General features: G+C 44.0%; 11 protein-coding genes and 2 pseudogenes. 9 read left to right on the forward strand and 4 right to left on the reverse strand.

Annotation, left to right across the window (positions count from 1 at the left end):
- The first annotated feature begins 2 nt into the window (after positions 1 to 2).
- The 6 genes from rppA to ACT7WV_RS02440 all read left to right on the forward strand — a co-directional run bounded on the left by rppA (position 3) and on the right by ACT7WV_RS02440 (position 7,645).
- Complete coding sequence (gene rppA / locus ACT7WV_RS02415) at positions 3 to 710, forward strand: two-component system response regulator RppA (protein WP_445101371.1); 708 nt, start codon at positions 3 to 5, stop codon at positions 708 to 710.
- Positions 697 to 2,085 (forward strand): two-component system sensor histidine kinase RppB, encoded by a 1,389-nt coding sequence (gene rppB, locus ACT7WV_RS02420; protein WP_445101372.1) that lies wholly within the window; start codon positions 697 to 699, stop codon positions 2,083 to 2,085. The genes rppA and rppB overlap by 14 nt, the downstream gene beginning before the upstream one ends.
- A 451-nt stretch (positions 2,086 to 2,536) precedes the next feature.
- Positions 2,537 to 4,258, forward strand: coding sequence for a ShlB/FhaC/HecB family hemolysin secretion/activation protein (locus ACT7WV_RS02425; protein WP_445101373.1), 1,722 nt, complete (start codon positions 2,537 to 2,539; stop codon positions 4,256 to 4,258).
- 93 nt (positions 4,259 to 4,351) lie between these two features.
- Positions 4,352 to 4,876 (forward strand): FHA domain-containing protein, encoded by a 525-nt coding sequence (locus ACT7WV_RS02430; RefSeq protein WP_445101374.1) that lies wholly within the window; start codon positions 4,352 to 4,354, stop codon positions 4,874 to 4,876.
- Between the two features lie 22 nt (positions 4,877 to 4,898).
- Positions 4,899 to 7,199, forward strand: coding sequence for an FHA domain-containing protein (locus ACT7WV_RS02435; protein WP_445101375.1), 2,301 nt, complete (start codon positions 4,899 to 4,901; stop codon positions 7,197 to 7,199).
- Positions 7,196 to 7,645 (forward strand): hypothetical protein, encoded by a 450-nt coding sequence (locus tag ACT7WV_RS02440; protein WP_445101376.1) that lies wholly within the window; start codon positions 7,196 to 7,198, stop codon positions 7,643 to 7,645. Before ACT7WV_RS02435 ends, ACT7WV_RS02440 begins: the two co-directional genes overlap by 4 nt.
- A 32-nt stretch (positions 7,646 to 7,677) precedes the next feature.
- Here ACT7WV_RS02440 and ACT7WV_RS02445 read toward each other — a convergent pair whose 3' ends face one another.
- The gene (locus ACT7WV_RS02445; protein ID WP_445101377.1) at positions 7,678 to 8,487 is read right to left on the reverse strand and encodes a glycosyltransferase family 4 protein; all 810 of its coding nucleotides are present in this window, start codon (positions 8,485 to 8,487) and stop codon (positions 7,678 to 7,680) included.
- 113 nt (positions 8,488 to 8,600) lie between these two features.
- On the opposite strand from ACT7WV_RS02445, the pseudogene ACT7WV_RS02450 reads away from it, so the two are divergent.
- The 3 genes and pseudogenes from ACT7WV_RS02450 (at position 8,601) to ACT7WV_RS02460 (ending at position 12,184) form a co-directional block, all read left to right on the forward strand.
- Positions 8,601 to 9,836: pseudogene (locus ACT7WV_RS02450) on the forward strand (IS701 family transposase).
- Between the two features lie 313 nt (positions 9,837 to 10,149).
- Positions 10,150 to 11,102 (forward strand): annotated as a pseudogene (locus ACT7WV_RS02455) (transposase).
- Positions 11,103 to 11,563: 461 nt separating this feature from the next.
- Positions 11,564 to 12,184: a YHS domain-containing (seleno)protein gene (locus ACT7WV_RS02460; protein WP_445101379.1), complete on the forward strand. Its 621-nt coding sequence runs from the start codon at positions 11,564 to 11,566 to the stop codon at positions 12,182 to 12,184.
- A 217-nt stretch (positions 12,185 to 12,401) separates the two neighbouring features.
- Here the strand turns inward: ACT7WV_RS02460 and ACT7WV_RS02465 are convergent, their stop codons facing one another.
- The 3 genes from ACT7WV_RS02465 to ACT7WV_RS02475 all read right to left on the reverse strand — a co-directional run bounded on the left by ACT7WV_RS02465 (position 12,402) and on the right by ACT7WV_RS02475 (position 16,212).
- Positions 12,402 to 12,611, reverse strand: a complete 210-nt coding sequence (locus ACT7WV_RS02465) for a hypothetical protein (RefSeq protein ID WP_445101380.1) — start codon at positions 12,609 to 12,611, stop codon at positions 12,402 to 12,404.
- Positions 12,612 to 12,890: 279 nt separating this feature from the next.
- Positions 12,891 to 14,621 carry an ABC transporter substrate-binding protein gene (locus tag ACT7WV_RS02470; protein WP_445101381.1) on the reverse strand — a complete coding sequence of 577 codons (1,731 nt, stop codon included), beginning with the start codon at positions 14,619 to 14,621 and terminating at the stop codon, positions 12,891 to 12,893.
- A gap of 28 nt (positions 14,622 to 14,649) precedes the next feature.
- Positions 14,650 to 16,212 carry a protein kinase domain-containing protein gene (locus ACT7WV_RS02475; protein WP_445101382.1) on the reverse strand — a complete coding sequence of 521 codons (1,563 nt, stop codon included), beginning with the start codon at positions 16,210 to 16,212 and terminating at the stop codon, positions 14,650 to 14,652.
- Positions 16,213 to 16,298: the final 86 nt, after the last annotated feature.

The raw sequence follows: 16,298 nt of genomic DNA on the forward strand, positions 1-16,298 counted from the left end.
TGATGAAAGTTCTGCTAGTTGAAGATGAGCCAGATTTAGGTGCTGCCATCAAGCGAACCTTAAACCAGGAAAAATATGTGGTTGACTGGGCTATCGATGGGACTCAAGCCTGGGAATATTTAGAGAGTCAGTGGACGCAATACACCCTAGCAATCTTCGATTGGTTACTACCAGGACTTTCTGGATTAGAACTATGCCAACGCTTGCGGGCTAAAAATAGTCCCTTACCGATTTTGATGCTCACAGCCAAAGATCGCATGGAAGATAAAGTGGCTGGATTAGATGCCGGGGCTGATGATTATTTAGTCAAACCCTTTGGCATGGCGGAACTACTAGCACGGCTGAGAGCCTTACAGCGCCGTTCTCCCCAGCTACAGCCTCAACAACTTCGGCTGGGTAACCTTACCCTCGACTACAGCACTGGCAGCATTTGCATGGAGAACCCGAATAGCCAAAGGCAGGTAATTCCTCTGACAGCCAAAGAATTCCAGTTACTGGAGTATTTTATGGAGTATCCTAACCAAATTATCACTCGTGAGCAGCTCTTGAATCGGCTTTGGGAAATGGGGGCCGAACCTGTGAGTAATGTGGTGGCAGCTCAAATGCGTTTATTGCGACGCAAACTCGTATCTTCCGGCTGCACTGGCTTGATGATTGAAACTGTCTATGGCATGGGTTATCGTCTCAATCTGAGAAATGAATCAAAATAAGCTGTTTAACCTGACCCGCTGGCGATTGGCAAGCTGGTATGCTGGCGTGATGGGTGTGATTTTGGGCTTGTGTGGATTGGGAGTTTATGAAGCGATCGCTCATGCTCACTGGGTAACTATAGACCGAGAAATCGAGTCAGTTGCTGGTACTTTACACGATATTATTGAGCAGATTCTCCAGCAACCTGGACGGCTGGAGCCTGGAGTCAAGAGGGTTTTGCCCGATCTTTGCCCAGGTAACGAACGCTGTATTAGCAAGGGAGCTAATCTGGAGCATCATACTCTCGGTGCTATCCACCGAGGTAACTATTATGTACGTTTAATCGACCTTTCAGGAAACCTGGTTGCTGTAGCGGGAATCATCCCAGAAGGTTTACCTGTAACACCAACAGACCAATTATGGCAGACGATCAAGGATACTCAAGGCGATCGCTATGATCAAATTTCCTTGTCACTGCATACCCAAGACAATCTTCCTTGGGGATATTTGCAAGTGGGACGTTCTCTTAAAGACTTCGACAACTATCTGACTAATGTTAGATGGATTTTGTTTTTAGGATTACCTGTGGCAATGAGCTTAGTTACCGTCTCTAGTTGGTGGTTGACCCGGTTAGCTATGCAACCAATCTACCAATCTTATCGACAAATCCAACAATTTACCGCAGATGCTGCCCATGAATTGCGGACACCTTTAGCGGCGACACAGGCGACGCTTGAATCAGCCTTACGCCTCTCTCATTTGTCTGAGTTAGAGGCGCGGGATATCTTCAAAACGATTGAGCGTCAGAATCGACGACTTACACAATTAGTTGCTGATTTACTGTTGCTAGCTCGTCTAGAGCGACAAGCTTTATCGATGCGCAGCACACTGTGTTGTCTCAATGATCTGGTTAGTGACTTAGTTGAGGAATTAGCCGCGTTGGCAGTTTCTGCCAAAATAACGTTTACTTCCGAGTTGAGGGTGCATCAACCACTCTATGTACTCGGTGATCAAGAGCAGCTTTACCGCCTGATTTCTAATTTAATCATTAATGCTATCCAATATACTGCTGCGGTCGGGGATGTGCGTGTAATCTTAGACTACGGCGACTCTCAGGCTTTGGTAAGTATCCAAGATACTGGCATTGGCATTGCGCCAAGTGAACAGGCCAAGATTTTTGAGCGCTTCTATCGAGTCAATAGCGATCGCTCTCGCCATACAGGTGGCGCTGGATTGGGTTTAGCCATTGCTCAGGCAATCGTTAAGGCGCACCAAGGTAGCTTAACCCTGGCTAGTGAGTTAGGCAAAGGTAGCACTTTCACGATTCGCTTGCCATTGTCAGTTGCTCCGTCTGAGAGTGCCTGTTCTCGTCTAGTTGATCCTTCAGAGGAGTGAAAAAATATTATTGGTTAGGTGGAAAGATTCTTATTTTTAGTTGAGAAAAAAAGTTTTGTGAAACTTTTTTATTCCTAATTAATCAACAGATCAAGATATCAGCTAATTCAGACAACTATCAATATTTCACAAATCATTTAGTAGTACTATTTGTCTACTAGACAATATTAAAAATATTAGAGAATATAGCTAGAGAAAAGCATAAAAAAAGATGCAAAAAATAGTACTGTTAGTATTTGTTTGATTTTTCAGGTCTAGAGTGAGAATCACAAACTATCCACCAACCTAGAGGAGACAAACTTTAAGCTTTCAGACTCTAGAGATTAAAGGCTCTCAGTGTATACCGTGGCTTTTTTAATTACCTGTGTCAGAGCAGCTAGTGATGGTGGACGTGCAACAGTGGGTGGGTGCGGCGGTGGGAACTCAGTTAGTTAGGAGTTCAAGATGAATTATGAATTTCTATCGCCTCTTGTTGATTAATTCAGTTGTGTTGGCACTTTGGCCGATGGCTGGCGTCAAGGCGCAACTGATGCTTGATCAAACTGGGAGAACCGAAAACTATACTGCCTCCTCTGGGGATCAGCTACTAGAGGAAACTCAAGAATTAGATTTAGATATTGCTAGCTTCGCTGAGTCTACTAGTGATACTGTCTTTAAGGAAAATAGGGTTTGGTTGCCAGCTAATACAGCAGAAGACAATACTTACTATTTTGTAGATAGCAGTTTTCATTTTAAGCTTTCTGATCAGAGTTACGCAACTGGACAAGAAATAGCAAGAGAAGCCAACTCTAAAGCGGAACAGGAAGAAGAAAAAACAGAAATAACCAGACAAGAGAACATCCTGAATGGAGAAGCATCCACCGTCCCCTCCGTAGCAGAAACTGCCGTAGCCTTACCCAGGAGGTTAAGAAAAATCGAGGCGATTGAAGTCACTGGCACCAGGCGACTAACACCGAAATATATTCGCAGCAGACTTGCTGTTGCCAGAGAAACCCCCCTGGAAGAAGAAAGGTTGCTTAACGCTCTCAATGTACTGCAACTTGACCCCTTAATCGCCAATTTATCAGTTGAGTGGGGAGCAGGGTCAAGTGCTGACTTGAGTGTGTTGAGAGTTAACATAAAAGAAGCTGACGCTTTTTCCGCCTTAGTGAGTACCAGTAACCAGGGTTCCACCAGTGTGGGTACGATTCGCCGTCAGTTTCAACTTACCCATGGCAATCTTTTAGGATTTGGCGATCGCCTCAGTGTATCCTATAGCCAATCAGAAGGTAGCAAAGCCCTAGATACCATCAGCTACGCCGTCCCACTTAATTCTCTTAACGCTACTCTTAGTCTCTCCCATGGTCGCGCTAACAGTAACATCCTGGAAAAACCCCTGGATATTCTCGATATTGAATCAAAATCGCGGCAATATCAACTAACCTACCGTCAACCCCTCCGCAAAACTGCCACAGAAGAATTTGTTTTGGGCTTAACGGCTTCTCGTGAAGAAGCGCAAACCATCATCGGCTTTAATAATATTGGGCCCTTTCCTCTGTATGAAGGGGCGAATAGAGACGGCGAGCTCAAAATTTCCGCCCTCCGCTTTTTTCAGGAATATACCAAACGCAGTAATCGGCAAGTCTTAGCTTTGCGATCGCAATTTAGTTTAGGACTCGGTGCTTTTGCTGCCACAATTAATGATGATGCCCCCGATAGTCGATTTTTGACCTGGCACGGTAAAGCTGAGTATCTGCGCCTCTTAGCACCAGATACAATTTTGGTATTAAAGTCGGAAATGCAGCTAGCTGATCAATCTTTAGTCTCCCTAGAACAATTTAGCCTTGGCGGACAATCTAGTGTCCGGGGTTATCGTCAAAGCGCCTTACAAGCAGATAATGGCTTTTTGGTTTCAGCGGAACTGCGTGTCCCCATCCTCCGCATCCCCCAATTGCAGACTGTAGTGCAATTGGTTCCCTTTGTTGACTTTGGTACTGTGTGGAATAGTTCTGACTCTAGCAGGGAGATGGAAACCCATTCTGTCTCATCTCTAGGACTGGGTTTAAGATTGCCAGTAGCTAATAAGTTTACTGCTCGAATTGATTGGGGTATACCCTTAGTCAACCTAGATTCTAGGGGAGATAGCTTACAAGAACAAGGTATTTACTTCACGATCGAATACCAACCTTTTTAATAGCGTTTCATCGGCGGCATTTGTCATAAAATTAGTTGATATTAATATAAATTAGCAATGAGTGTCATTCGTTACTAAATTTTTGACAAACTTATGTACAGATTGACGCTGGAATGGTCACAAGGCGATCGCACAATTTCGCAGACGATTTCTTCAGAACAAGTACCGAAATTTCCCATTCGCATTGGTCGAGATCACGCGCACTGTGATCTAGTCTTGAAACATAGAGATTCAGAGATAGAAAGAACCGTATCTGGTTTACATGTAGAGATTTTCTTCGGCCCTCGCACCAACTGCTTCTATCTGCGCAATCTTACCAGAGATCGCCTGCCGCCCCAAAAGCCCAATCCGGTGATGGTTGATTGCCAAAAAATCATTCACCAAGAAGTACCCCTTAAAGCAGGCAACCAGATTAAGTTAGGCAAGATGGCTCTGAGTGTACAAGCAATTGAAATGCCTAAGCAGTTAGAGCAACTCCTAGAGCAGCAAGTCTACGGCATTAAATGTATTAACGAACATGTCTTACCTTACAACTACTTAGAGAGTACCTGTCCTTACTGCGGCGTCGCTTTACAATCCGGTCAAACGGTAATATTGTCTATGCCTGAAACATCGTAGAAAACTGGGATTTGCCGAGTTTATGCAAGTTCAACTCCGTTGGGAAGAGCCAGTTACCGGAGAAGAGAGGCAGTTGGCTTTTCGTCTTCCAGTCGCTCTGGGTAGGGAACTTAGTGAGATGCCAAGCAACCTCAATAGTCAACAAGTTCACCATGCAGTCTTTCGGAGTGAGCAAGTTTCTCGTTGGCATGTTCTGATTATCTTAGAAGATGAACAACTATTCATCGAAGACTGTAGCAGTCATGGTAGTTTACTTAACGGCGAGCATTTTTATCACTCGCGCCGCTCCCTAGGTAATGGGGACACTTTACAAATTGGTCCCTACAATATTACCGCCACTTTATTGGCCCAGGTTGACTCTCAGCTAGCAGCAGAAACCAGCAGCGCCAATTCAACAATTATTATTGACCCGGAGGAAACCGAAGGCGTTGAGGAACCTCCGCTACAGGAAAACGGAGATACGAAGATTGGGGGGGAAGAAACGGCTGAGCTAGACTCAACAGTTGCAGAATCTGGCCCCGCTACCCAGTTACCCGATTACCCAGCACCAGAAGCAGCTAGCGAACTTCCCAGTCAGCCAGTCCCAGAAGCGACTTCTTGCCCAGCACCAGAAGAGGAAGAGGAAGTAGCTGATACTCCCACAGACAATGCTGAAGACTCTTTAGAAGAAACTGAAACCACAGCCACTGAAGAACAAGAACAAACTAATTCAGCATCAACGATTTTTTTCAACCCAGATACTGACCTCCTCGAACCCCAAATTACCGAACCCTTAGCAGCGACTACTCCCCAAGAAGTCTTTCCTCCACCAGATATTTTTGCCGCAGAGCAAGTATCAATAGAAGCGCTTCAGGCTACGGGTAAGGCAGTTGAGGAAACCAATTATGTAGCTATTGGTGGTGGGATGGGAAGTTTTGCTTGGGTAGATACCCTGAGAATTTATGGGGTCAAGCCTGGGCAAATTGTAATTTTGAGTGTTGAAAAACAGCCTTACGGGCGTTATCAGCGCCTTTGCCAAAATTCTCAAATACCTGATCATGAAAGGCTCCGCTCCGGTTCTGACTCCTGTCCAGATAATATTTGGGGTTGGCCGGGTTACGCTTTGCGGGAAGCGGTTCGAGAGCTGCTCTTGGGTCGATTTGGTGCTGCCTTAAAATGCTTGTGGCAGGTGTTTGCTGAACCAGTATTTGCCGATACTTATACTCCCCGTTCGGCGGATGTTTTTGCCTCTCTGGATAGAGAGACCAGACGTATTGGTTGGGATAAGATGCTGGTTTATGGTCGTGTGCGCAGCATTCGCAAAACCGAAGATGGCCGTTATGTGATTGCCTATTCTGTACCTAGAGAAGAGCAGCGTGAACATAGATTTTTGTTAGCAGAGTATGTTCACATTGCTACAGGTTATCCGGCTGTGAGATTCTTGCCAGATTTGCAGGATTACCGCGCTAAAACCGGAGATTTTAAATCTGTGGTTAATGCCTATGAAAACCACGAGCATGTTTATCAAAGTCTAGCTCAGCAGGGCGGTACAGTGATTGTTCGCGGTCGGGGTATTGTCGCCTCGCGGATTATTCAAAGGCTTTACGAACTGCGCCACCAAGAGTGCCAAATTAAGATTATCCATTTAATGCGATCGCCTAAACCCCAAGGTAATAGATTTGGTTTAGCTCAACGCCATGTAGAAAATCAGTGGGAATTTCAACCTTACAACTGGCCTAAGGGTACTTGGGGTGGTGATATGCGGGCAATCTTAGAAGCGGCGGATCCGGCCCATCGGCGCGAACTGCTCACAGATTGGGGAGGTACAACCACAGCCAACCGCCAAAAATGGCGTCAAATCGTTCATCAAGGGATGCAAGAGGGATGGTATACGATTAAATTTGGCACAGTAGAAACAGTTAAATCCAAAGGGGAGAATAAGGTAGTAGCCTGTATTAAAAGTGGTAATTACCAAGGTCTAGAAAAAATACAGGCAGCTTTCATCATCGACTCTACAGGACTAGAAGCCAAACCAAAATATAATCCCCTGCTAGATGATTTAGTTACTCACTATAGTCTGCCCCTCAACCCTTTTGGTCGGCTACAGGTAGCCAATGATTTTGAGATGCGGGAAATGCGCAATCATCCTGGTCGCATTTATGCCGCAGGTATTATCACCTTAGGTGGCCCCTATGCGCCAGTGGATACTTTTTTGGGTCTACAGTACTGTGCTCACCGTTCGGTCGAGAGTTTGGCGCGCCTGAGAGCCTCAAGAGTGCGATATCTTGAAGGTTTGCGCTCTCTCTGTCAGTGGCTCAAATGGGCAACTAATTTAGCACCATGACACCGAAACTATTTGGACGTTGGCAAACTCGGATCTTCTTGTTGGCTACAGTTGGCTCTCTGGCTACTTTACCTTTTTACTTGGGTTATTGGGGAGTTAAAGACAATCTGGTATATTTTTGGGTTTTGCTCTACGTCGGTCTTCTAGGATTGGGCTGGGATGTGCTGTATAATTTTCTCCAGAAGTTCCTCTGGGATCATGATTGGCCAGGAGTTTTGCAATTGTTTGCTGCGATCGCTGAGGGGGTATTTCTCGCCGCGCTGATCAAATTATTTGGTTTACCCCACATCCCTAGAACAGATTTCGACTTGACTTCATTTGCGCTGCACTACAGTCTGGTTTGGGTTGCTGTTTACCTTTCTTCTTGGATAATCATGCGACTGTTGTTTCCTCGATGGCGGTTCCGGGGTGGTGAATGGATTGGTAAATGGCCAAGAAGTAATTGATGCCTTAACTGATCTGCCAACTGCTATAAAATTTATGCTCTCAACAAAAAGCCGTGCAATTGCTTGCCAATTGCTTCTAGGGAAAAGCCCTCCTCGGCACGACTTCGAGCCAGCTTACCTAACTCTCGACTCCAAGTAGGGTTATCGAGAACGCGCCCTAGTGCCTCTGCTAGTGCCTGAGCATCGCCACGGGGTACTACTAAGCCACCAGAAGCCTCACCTTTGTCTAGAATATCAGGAATTCCGGGTGCATCTGCCGCGACTACTGGTAAGCTACAAGCCATTGCCTCAATTGGCGCGACGGGAAAGCCTTCATGACGCGATGAAAGAGTATACACATCAGCCGCAGACAGGTAACGGCGAATAGCAGTGCGATCGCGCACGTATTCATTGACCCAGATTACACCAGGCAGTTGCATTTGATCGATGCGATCGCGCAATTTATCCGCATCGCTACCTGTCCCCACCAGCAATAGGCGCAACTCTTTGTCAGGGCGACTACGGCATATCTGCTGCCAAGCATCGGTTAAGATATCCAATCCCTTACGCTGTATCTCAATGCGTCCGTGGCATACTACCACCTGAGCCTCAAGGGGAATCTTAAGTTCCGCCCGTGCTTCGCTGCGATCCATGGCACGCCAGTTTGCTACATCCATGGGATTAAAAATCCCTGCCAATTTGCTAGGATGTAGGCCATAGCGTTTCTGCACTCGCTGAGCCTCGGTTTGAGTAGCGACGATTAAACCTGCACAAGCTCGCATTGATAGAGGACGTAAAGGACGTTCCCAGCGGCTTAACTGGAAATCACCACCTTGAAAGGTTGCAAATACGGGCAAGCGCATTAACTGTCCTAACGGGACTTAAACGAAAATAAAGAGTTAATAAAGGTATAATTTAGGCATGGCAGCCATTTGACATTAGAGTGTAAGACAGGAAAGAGACAACCCCCGCCGCCATGCCTCCTTGCTTCGATAGATGGTGCAAACGCTTTGATGATGTCTGGAGACATCAAGCGCAAAAAAGGGAGTTTAGGAACTATATTGGGGGATTATTAGGGGAAAGTGAAGGAAAAAACCTGTCTCAAATGGCGGATAACGCGGTGGGAGTGACTTACCACCGATTACATCTTTAACGGAAGCCCCCTGGAATGCTCAACAGGTAAATGAGCGGCGTCTACTGGTGATGAATCAGTGTAGCCCAACCCGAATAAGTAGAGGATTCACGTTAATTGTAGATGACTCAGGACATAGGAAAAGTGGCAATTTCACGGCGGGAGTAGGACGACAGTACATTGGAGAAATCGGGAAGACAGACAACGGAATAGTAGTGGTAACAACTCATCTATATGATGGGAAAAAAGCCTACCGTTAGATATAGAGTTATCTCAACACGCTAGTTCTTTAGCTGAAGGAAAAAAGATATTGAATTCCAGAAAAAGCCGGAGTTAGGCTTAGCATTAATTGACCGCAGCATGAACAGAGGATATCGACCGGGTATCGTATTAATTGATGCTGGGTATGGAAATAACACAACGTTTTTGCTGGAACTGGAAAAAAGGAAACTCAAGTATATAGGAGGATTAGCCAAAAACCGTAAGGTGATAATTGAAATAGGGATAAGTCAACGAGAAGAGATTCGCCTAGATAAGTTAGCCGAATCCTTGTCGCCAAAAGATTTTACCCCTGTTCAAATCAATCTAGATAAACTGAAAACCGTTTGGGTGGCTCCTGTAGAAGTTGAACTCTCACAGCTTGAAGGAAAGAGAACAATTGCTATCGTCATGAATGCCTCAACCTTCGACCAAGCTAGTGATGTTGACTATTTTATTACCAATGTTGAATCAACAAAAGCCACAGCCGATTGGATAGTAACTACCTACTCTCAAAGAAATTGGGTAGAAGTTTTCTATCGGGAAGCCAAAGGCTGGTTGGGTTTATCTGAATATCAAGTCAGAGATTATAGAAGCCTGATAAGACATTTCATGCTTGTGTTTTGTGCCTATACATTTATTTTATGGCACACTTTAACCGGAGGATTAAGACGGCGTTGGGCATCGAAACCTTTAAACACCTTTACTGAAGCATTAGAGGCGTTTCGGACAGCGATGTCTTTTCGTTTTATGGAGTGGTTGAACCACAATCGGGACGTATTCTTTGCTCACAAAGCTGCTTTGGGCTTTGTTTGGGCTTGAAATCTGTCTAAGTCCCACTAACAACATGCAAGTGTCGAAGCGAGCGTATTCATACTCCTGGCATAAAATTGCTTGGCAGTTTTCGCGTCGTAACTCTCTAGCAAGTAATCCTAGGGGTGTAGCGAGATAAGGTAATGCGTCCTTAAGGATAGCAAGTTGGCGACGACGGATACCGCGAACATTATGACCCAATAGACATCTCCAAAATATAAATTGTGAGATAGTTAAGAAATAAATGATTGAGGTTTAGGATGCAGAAGCTGTGAGCTATAGCTGGGAATACTTGTAACGTAATCATCAAGAAACCAAGCGTTTGTTAGGAATTAGCTATGAGCAATTAATTCAACTAATTGAGCAAGCTAAACTTTTACACGAACAGAGACAGGCAGAAATTGAAAAAAGAAAACTCGGCTGATTAGCGCTGGCGGTGGCAAGAGTTCTCTTCTTGCTCCTGAAAAACAAATCATCTTAACTTTAATCTAGTTACGTCATCATCTTAGCTTTCAGATTCTGGGTCTATTGTTTCAAGTAAGTGAATCTACAGCCAATAACATTTTTAATTATTGGCAATCTTTGTTGCGAAAGTCCCTGCCTGCTAGCTTACTAGAACAAGTAAAAAAGTGCGAAGAAGAAGAGGAAATCCTTGAGATTTTGGCAGATTACGAGTTAATAATAGACAGCACCGAGCAAGAGAGGGAAAGACCATCAGACTATCAAGAGCAAAAATCATTCTACTCAGGTAAGAAGAAAAATCACACTTTTAAAAATCAGTTTATTGTCTTGCCCAAAGGTAAAGATATTATCGATGTAGTAGCAGGAAAACCAGGAACCAAAAGTGACATAAGTCTGATGCGGGAACGTCTGAAACAATTTGATAAAAATCAACTATTTAGTGCTGATCAAGCCTATCTAGGAGAACTTCAAATTCGCACTCCTCAGAAAAAACCGAAAAATGGAGAACTAACCTCACAGCAAAAAGAAGCCAATAAAAAGCTATCTTCTAACCGCACTTTTGTAGAACACGTGATTCGTTTAATCAAGATATTTAAAATAGCACAAGAAAGATTTCGTCTGGAAGCCAGTAAATATGAGTCAGTTATCCTAACCATTTGTGGTTTAGTAAGACTGAGAATTGAGCGGTTAGTTTTCTCGGCAGTGAAAACCCCTGAATACTCAAAGAGAAATGAGATTATTAACCTTGATAGTTTGGCAGTTAAATTAACAACAAAAGCCCCTGATGCTTATGGAGCCGTTGAATCGAGCTAAATCTGTGGAAGTTAGTTTAAGGCTTCAAAGTAAGTCAGGGAGACACTCTTAGCTTTCTGGAGATGCCTAAAGAAGTATGAATCGGTCATACTCACAATTTGTGGTTTAGTAAGATTGAGAATCGGCCGCTTAACTTTTCCAGCAGGAAAATTCCTCCATACCTAAAAATAAATGAACTTGTTAACCTTCATAGTTGGCACTCTAAACTAACAACAAATGTTTCTAATGCTGATTAGCCGTTGAATAGAGCTGAATCTTTCCCTGTCAGTTTAAGGGCTAGAAACCTTCAGGGAGGTGCTTTTGCTTTTCTGGAGATGTCTAATGGGAAAGTTTTGCGAACACTTTGCTCAGCAATCAGCATGATAACAGGACATTTTATTTTTTTTTACTTTTAATCGAAGTTTAAATTATCTATTCGTATAATTTATTAAGTTGAATGGAAAATTTAAAAACTCAATTTCATGAAAGTAAACTACTTCGCTACCTTGACTACCGCCTCACTTCTCAGTCTAGCACTGACTGCTGGCTGTACTCAATCTAGTACTCAAACAACAAATCCCACTACTGAGAATACTGAGCAAGCAAGTTCTACTATTCCTAACCAAGAGAATAAAACTCAAGCTAGTCCTACTGCTGCTAGTAACGAGAGTAACACTAAAGCTAATACTACTGCTGCCAATCCCGAAGCTGGTAATCAGGGAGTTTTTTATGAAGAAGGTGGAATAGCTATTAGGGGAACTGATCCAGTTGCCTACTTTCAGCAAGGTAAACCTGTTCAAGGAAAGCCTCAATATACTTACCAGTGGGCAAATATTACCTGGCAATTTTCCAGTACTCAAAATCGCGATTTGTTTGCTAGTAATCCTGAAAAATACGCACCTCAATATGGCGGCTTTTGTGCATGGGCAGTAAGTCAAAACTACACTGCTGGTACTGACCCCAATGCCTGGACAATCGTCAACGATAAACTCTATCTTAATGCTACCAAAGGCGTGCAAAGTACCTGGGAGAAAGACATTCCTGGTAATATTGCCAGAGCCAACCAGAACTGGCCTGGTATCCTTAATAATCTCAAACGCTAATTACTAATTAGTCAACTTTTGGAGTTCAAATTTTCATGCTGCAAACGTATAGTTGAGCATGCACTTGCTTAGATGAATTTAAAAACTCGGTGAAGTTAAGATAAAAACTCACCGAGTTAAATATTTTGAGATCAGAGATGTGTGCTACTGAGACGTTACCTAAAGGTTGTTCTGCAAGTAGCTGAAAACCCTTAAGGACAAAGCTCGATTTTAGCTCCTAACAAGGATAGTAGAGGTTCTGTTGTGGGCAATAGCAGGTCTTATAATATCCTGCGGTTTCTACTGTACCTTTCACAACACTAGAATAAGTGTTGCTGTGAGCAGTTCCTACAGAGGCAGATGCGGGGATTGTATAGGTTATGGTTCCTGTAGCAGCCAAGGCCGCGCTAGCGGTAGCAATGGAGAGCTTGTGAAATAAGTTTTTCATGAGGCATCCTCAAAATTTGCTTTCTGATAAATCTGGAAAACTACTTAACTGAATTAACCTACCAATATTTCTTATTCAGTAGGTAACTTAACAGCTTTTTTTGTAGTTTCATTAAGAGTAAATCAAAAGCCTCATCGAGATGTCAACTATGTCAATCAAACCGTAATATTTCTTCAGGACTTATAGTTATTCTTTTTGTGGAAAAAATGCGGAAAAAACCTAGCCAGCAAAGCAGAGAAAAGCTAATTGCCGACCCCTGTAGCACTACCGACTGTTGCCTTATTGTTCATTTTGAGGTATCTTCTCTTCAGTGACGGGTGCTTTCTCTTCGCTAGTAGGCGCTTTTTGTTCAGTGATACTTGCTTTCTCTTCAGTGCTGGTTGCTTTTTCTTCGTTAGTAGGCGCTTTTTGCTCAGTGACACCTGCCTTTTCTTCGGTAGTAGGCGCTTTTTGTTCAGTGATACCTGCTTTCTCGTCACCAGCGGTTGATTTATCTTCGCTAGTAGGCGTCTTCTCCTCAGTGACAGGCAATTCCTCTTTAGTAGATGGCTTACTTTCCGAAGGCATTGGCACAAAATCATAGCCAGTACCAGAACGAGAGGGTTGACGCGCACTAACCTTGACTAGTTGAACTGGGCTATTGCGTAAGCCTGATGGCAAAAAGCGAATTGAACCAGAGGCTCCAGTGGCAACAAAATCTGGTGCAGAGAGCGCCTGCTGGATCCCCTGGCGCGTCTGACTGCGTTTTAGAGCTGCGGTCATTGCTTGCGTTGCGTCATAGACCATCGCTGTAACCCAACCTACATCTGCATTCCAAAGCTTTCTCGACCGACGGGTAAATTCGGAAGCTGCACTACCGTCAATATGCCAAGGAACGGCCATAACCATATCGACTGCTGCTGAGCCACCTACTTCCAAAGTTTTGATATCATACATTTTGCCCATATCACCGAGTACAAATAATCTTTTTCGGTTGACCGTCAACACCTGCAAAGCTTTATCGAAAGAATCGTAATCGGGAGTTAACATTAATACCTTGGCTCCGCGATCAATTGCCTGTTCAATGCTCTTGGCAGGTCTTAAACTGGGGTCAGACATGTCAAATTCGGCGACAACTTGTCCTCCTCCTAAAGAAACCGCTGCAACAAATTCAGATTTGAGGGACTGGCTAATGGCACTCCGAGCATCGAAAAACACTGCTGCGTTTTGTAACTTTAGCTTGGTTAGCATGTAATCAGCTAAAGCTCTTCCGCCGACATAAGTAGTAGGAACAGTACGGAAAAAGTAGTGGCTAAAGTCATTGGGTTTAATAGAGACACTAGTACCAGAAATTACTGGTAACTTTCCCGCATCATAAACAGGTATCGCAGCCAAGGTAGCAGTACTGGTATCGTGACCTACTACACCTAAAATATCAGGATTTTTCACCAGCTCCACAGCAATTTGTTGGGCAATTTCTGGCTGATCATCATCGTTAGCAATGACAACTTTAAGGGGTACGCCATTAATCCCACCAGCTTGATTCACTTCATTTTGGGTTTGAGCAACGCCGCGTAAAATCTCCGAAGCTGAATGGGGTTCAGTCGCTGTTGGTGCTACTACGGCAATGGTGTAAGCTTGTCTTGAACCAATGCGAGCGTTATTAAAATAAATTAGGGTCTCAGGTGCATTGCTGTACTGTCGTAGAGCCTCTGCAAAATACTTAGCAGCTTGCTCATAGTTTCCCGCTGCTATTGCTTCTACTCCACTCTGTTTGGCGGCAATAAATCCCTGAGCTTCATTACTACCATTCTCATTTTTTAACAGAATTTTATTGCCAGAACTAATACGCTCAGACATGGGAATAGTAGATTTATTTGCCCAGAATTGCTCGGATTTTTTTTCGGCAGTTTTCTCAGTAGTTTCCACTAATGGCATAAATCTTCCTACTAGCCATAAAACTCCGGTTACCAGCAAACTTGCCATAAAAATTGAAGTAAAAAGCAATATAATTTCTCTGTGCTTTCGCATGGCTATTAACCTGATAAATAAAAATTTATTAGTAATCAAAAAAAGCGGAAATTAACCTGTAAATTAGTTGAGACAAAGCCATTAAAATAAACACCAACAATCCAGAAACACAAGTCATTAACAAGATGACCAATAATCCTAGCATCCCCGACTGCAACAAATTTATTTTGAGCAAATAAGGAAAGAAGAGAGAAACTAATAGAGTAGGAGTAACAGTGATTGTAAAGAAATAAACCTTCTCCACTAATGGTCGATATTGGGCGAAAACCGAAGCACCGAAAATTAGCAGCCAAAATCCAGTGCTAATCCAAAAAGTGCCTAAAAAACTGATAATGGTGATGGCTAATAAGTAAGCAAAAGCTCCTTTGAGTACTGCCTGACGCCATATTTCTAGGCTCCATAGTTGTGATAGTAATTGGTCAACTTGATGTCTCCTGACATTGTTGCCAGTCTCCTTACTACTGCTCTCTGGTTCTGCTGCCGACATGAGTGTGACCAGTTCTTGACCGTGAGCCATCTCTGGGGTGCTATTATCTGGTGAATATGTTAAGCTTGGCTGGGTTTTGGTATCCCCAAAAAGATGAGCAATCACCCCATCAGCAGACCGAAAGCGAGCACTCGGCTTGGGTAAAAGCATGCGATCTAAAACTGCGGCAAGCTCATCGCTGACTTCTACATGGCTTCTCCAGTCCCAAGCATTGTTGTCTGCATCGTAAAGACTGTTTGGTTCGGCTTGACCAGTGAGCAAGCAGAGGCAGGTAACTGCTAAAGAATAGAGGTCTGCGGATGGAGAAACCGCACCAACAGAGATCTGCTCCTGTGGCGCAAATCCTGGCGTGCCAACTATGGTTAGAGGTGACCTGGCAGCGCCTGTTAAAGCTTGTGTTCCTCCTTGAATCACCTGCTTGACCGCTCCAAAATCGATCAAATAGAGCCTACCATTATTGCCTGCTGGAGGCACACCAGTGGACAGAACATCAGTTTCAGGAACAGTATTTTTCTGGCGCACAATATTAGCCGGCTTAATGTCCCGATGAATAGCACCACGCTCATGGACAAACTGTAGCACTGGGAGGATTTGTTGCAGAACTTCCACCACCTTGACTTCCGTGAAGCGTCCTAGGGAAGCCAACTCCATATTCAAATCCTGACCATTGATATATTGCTGTACCAAGTAAAAAAATTCTTGCTGATGATTTGATTTGCCCTCAGGAACTAACAACTCGAAATAAGCGTAGAGAGTGGGAATCTGGGGGTGGTTTTCACCTAGTTGCGCCAGAACCTGTGCCTCGCGCTTAAATAGCCTGTTGGCTGTTGCCATTTGGGGTGGAGTAAGTTCTGCTCTGGGGCGTAATTGTTTGACCACAACCAGCCTCCTACTCTCACTAGTGCGGTCTAATGCCAGAAAGGTAGCTCCCAAGGCTCCACGGGCTAACGGCTGGGTAGGCAGATAATTACTATTTAAAATCAACGGCATTCCACAAGCGCGGCAATACTCTTGCTGCACAATCTTGAGTGTTGCCTTGTCATCTAGATGGGGAAGGGAGTTGACAGGGTTTCGGCAGGTAGGGCGGGTACAGTAAATCTCCATAAATCACCACAAACTTGGCAGAAATAGACCTGTTTCAAACTCTTACATTGCCTCGAAACCAGACCAATTCCATTTTCTTTCTCAGT

This window comes from Symploca atlantica LB2515 (genome assembly GCF_052546295.1).

What these genes read in the sequence shown, in the direction of transcription:
- rppA (WP_445101371.1), top strand. Translation starts at nt 3, where the DNA reads ATGAAAGTTCTGCTAGTTGAAGATGAGCCAGATTTAGGTGCTGCCATC.
- rppB (WP_445101372.1), top strand. Translation starts at nt 697, where the DNA reads ATGAATCAAAATAAGCTGTTTAACCTGACCCGCTGGCGATTGGCAAGC.
- ACT7WV_RS02425 (WP_445101373.1), top strand. Translation starts at nt 2,537, where the DNA reads ATGAATTTCTATCGCCTCTTGTTGATTAATTCAGTTGTGTTGGCACTT.
- ACT7WV_RS02430 (WP_445101374.1), top strand. Translation starts at nt 4,352, where the DNA reads ATGTACAGATTGACGCTGGAATGGTCACAAGGCGATCGCACAATTTCG.
- ACT7WV_RS02435 (WP_445101375.1), top strand. Translation starts at nt 4,899, where the DNA reads ATGCAAGTTCAACTCCGTTGGGAAGAGCCAGTTACCGGAGAAGAGAGG.
- ACT7WV_RS02440 (WP_445101376.1), top strand. Translation starts at nt 7,196, where the DNA reads ATGACACCGAAACTATTTGGACGTTGGCAAACTCGGATCTTCTTGTTG.
- ACT7WV_RS02445 (WP_445101377.1), bottom strand. Translation starts at nt 8,487, where the DNA reads ATGCGCTTGCCCGTATTTGCAACCTTTCAAGGTGGTGATTTCCAGTTA.
- ACT7WV_RS02460 (WP_445101379.1), top strand. Translation starts at nt 11,564, where the DNA reads ATGAAAGTAAACTACTTCGCTACCTTGACTACCGCCTCACTTCTCAGT.
- ACT7WV_RS02465 (WP_445101380.1), bottom strand. Translation starts at nt 12,611, where the DNA reads ATGAAAAACTTATTTCACAAGCTCTCCATTGCTACCGCTAGCGCGGCC.
- ACT7WV_RS02470 (WP_445101381.1), bottom strand. Translation starts at nt 14,621, where the DNA reads ATGCGAAAGCACAGAGAAATTATATTGCTTTTTACTTCAATTTTTATG.
- ACT7WV_RS02475 (WP_445101382.1), bottom strand. Translation starts at nt 16,212, where the DNA reads ATGGAGATTTACTGTACCCGCCCTACCTGCCGAAACCCTGTCAACTCC.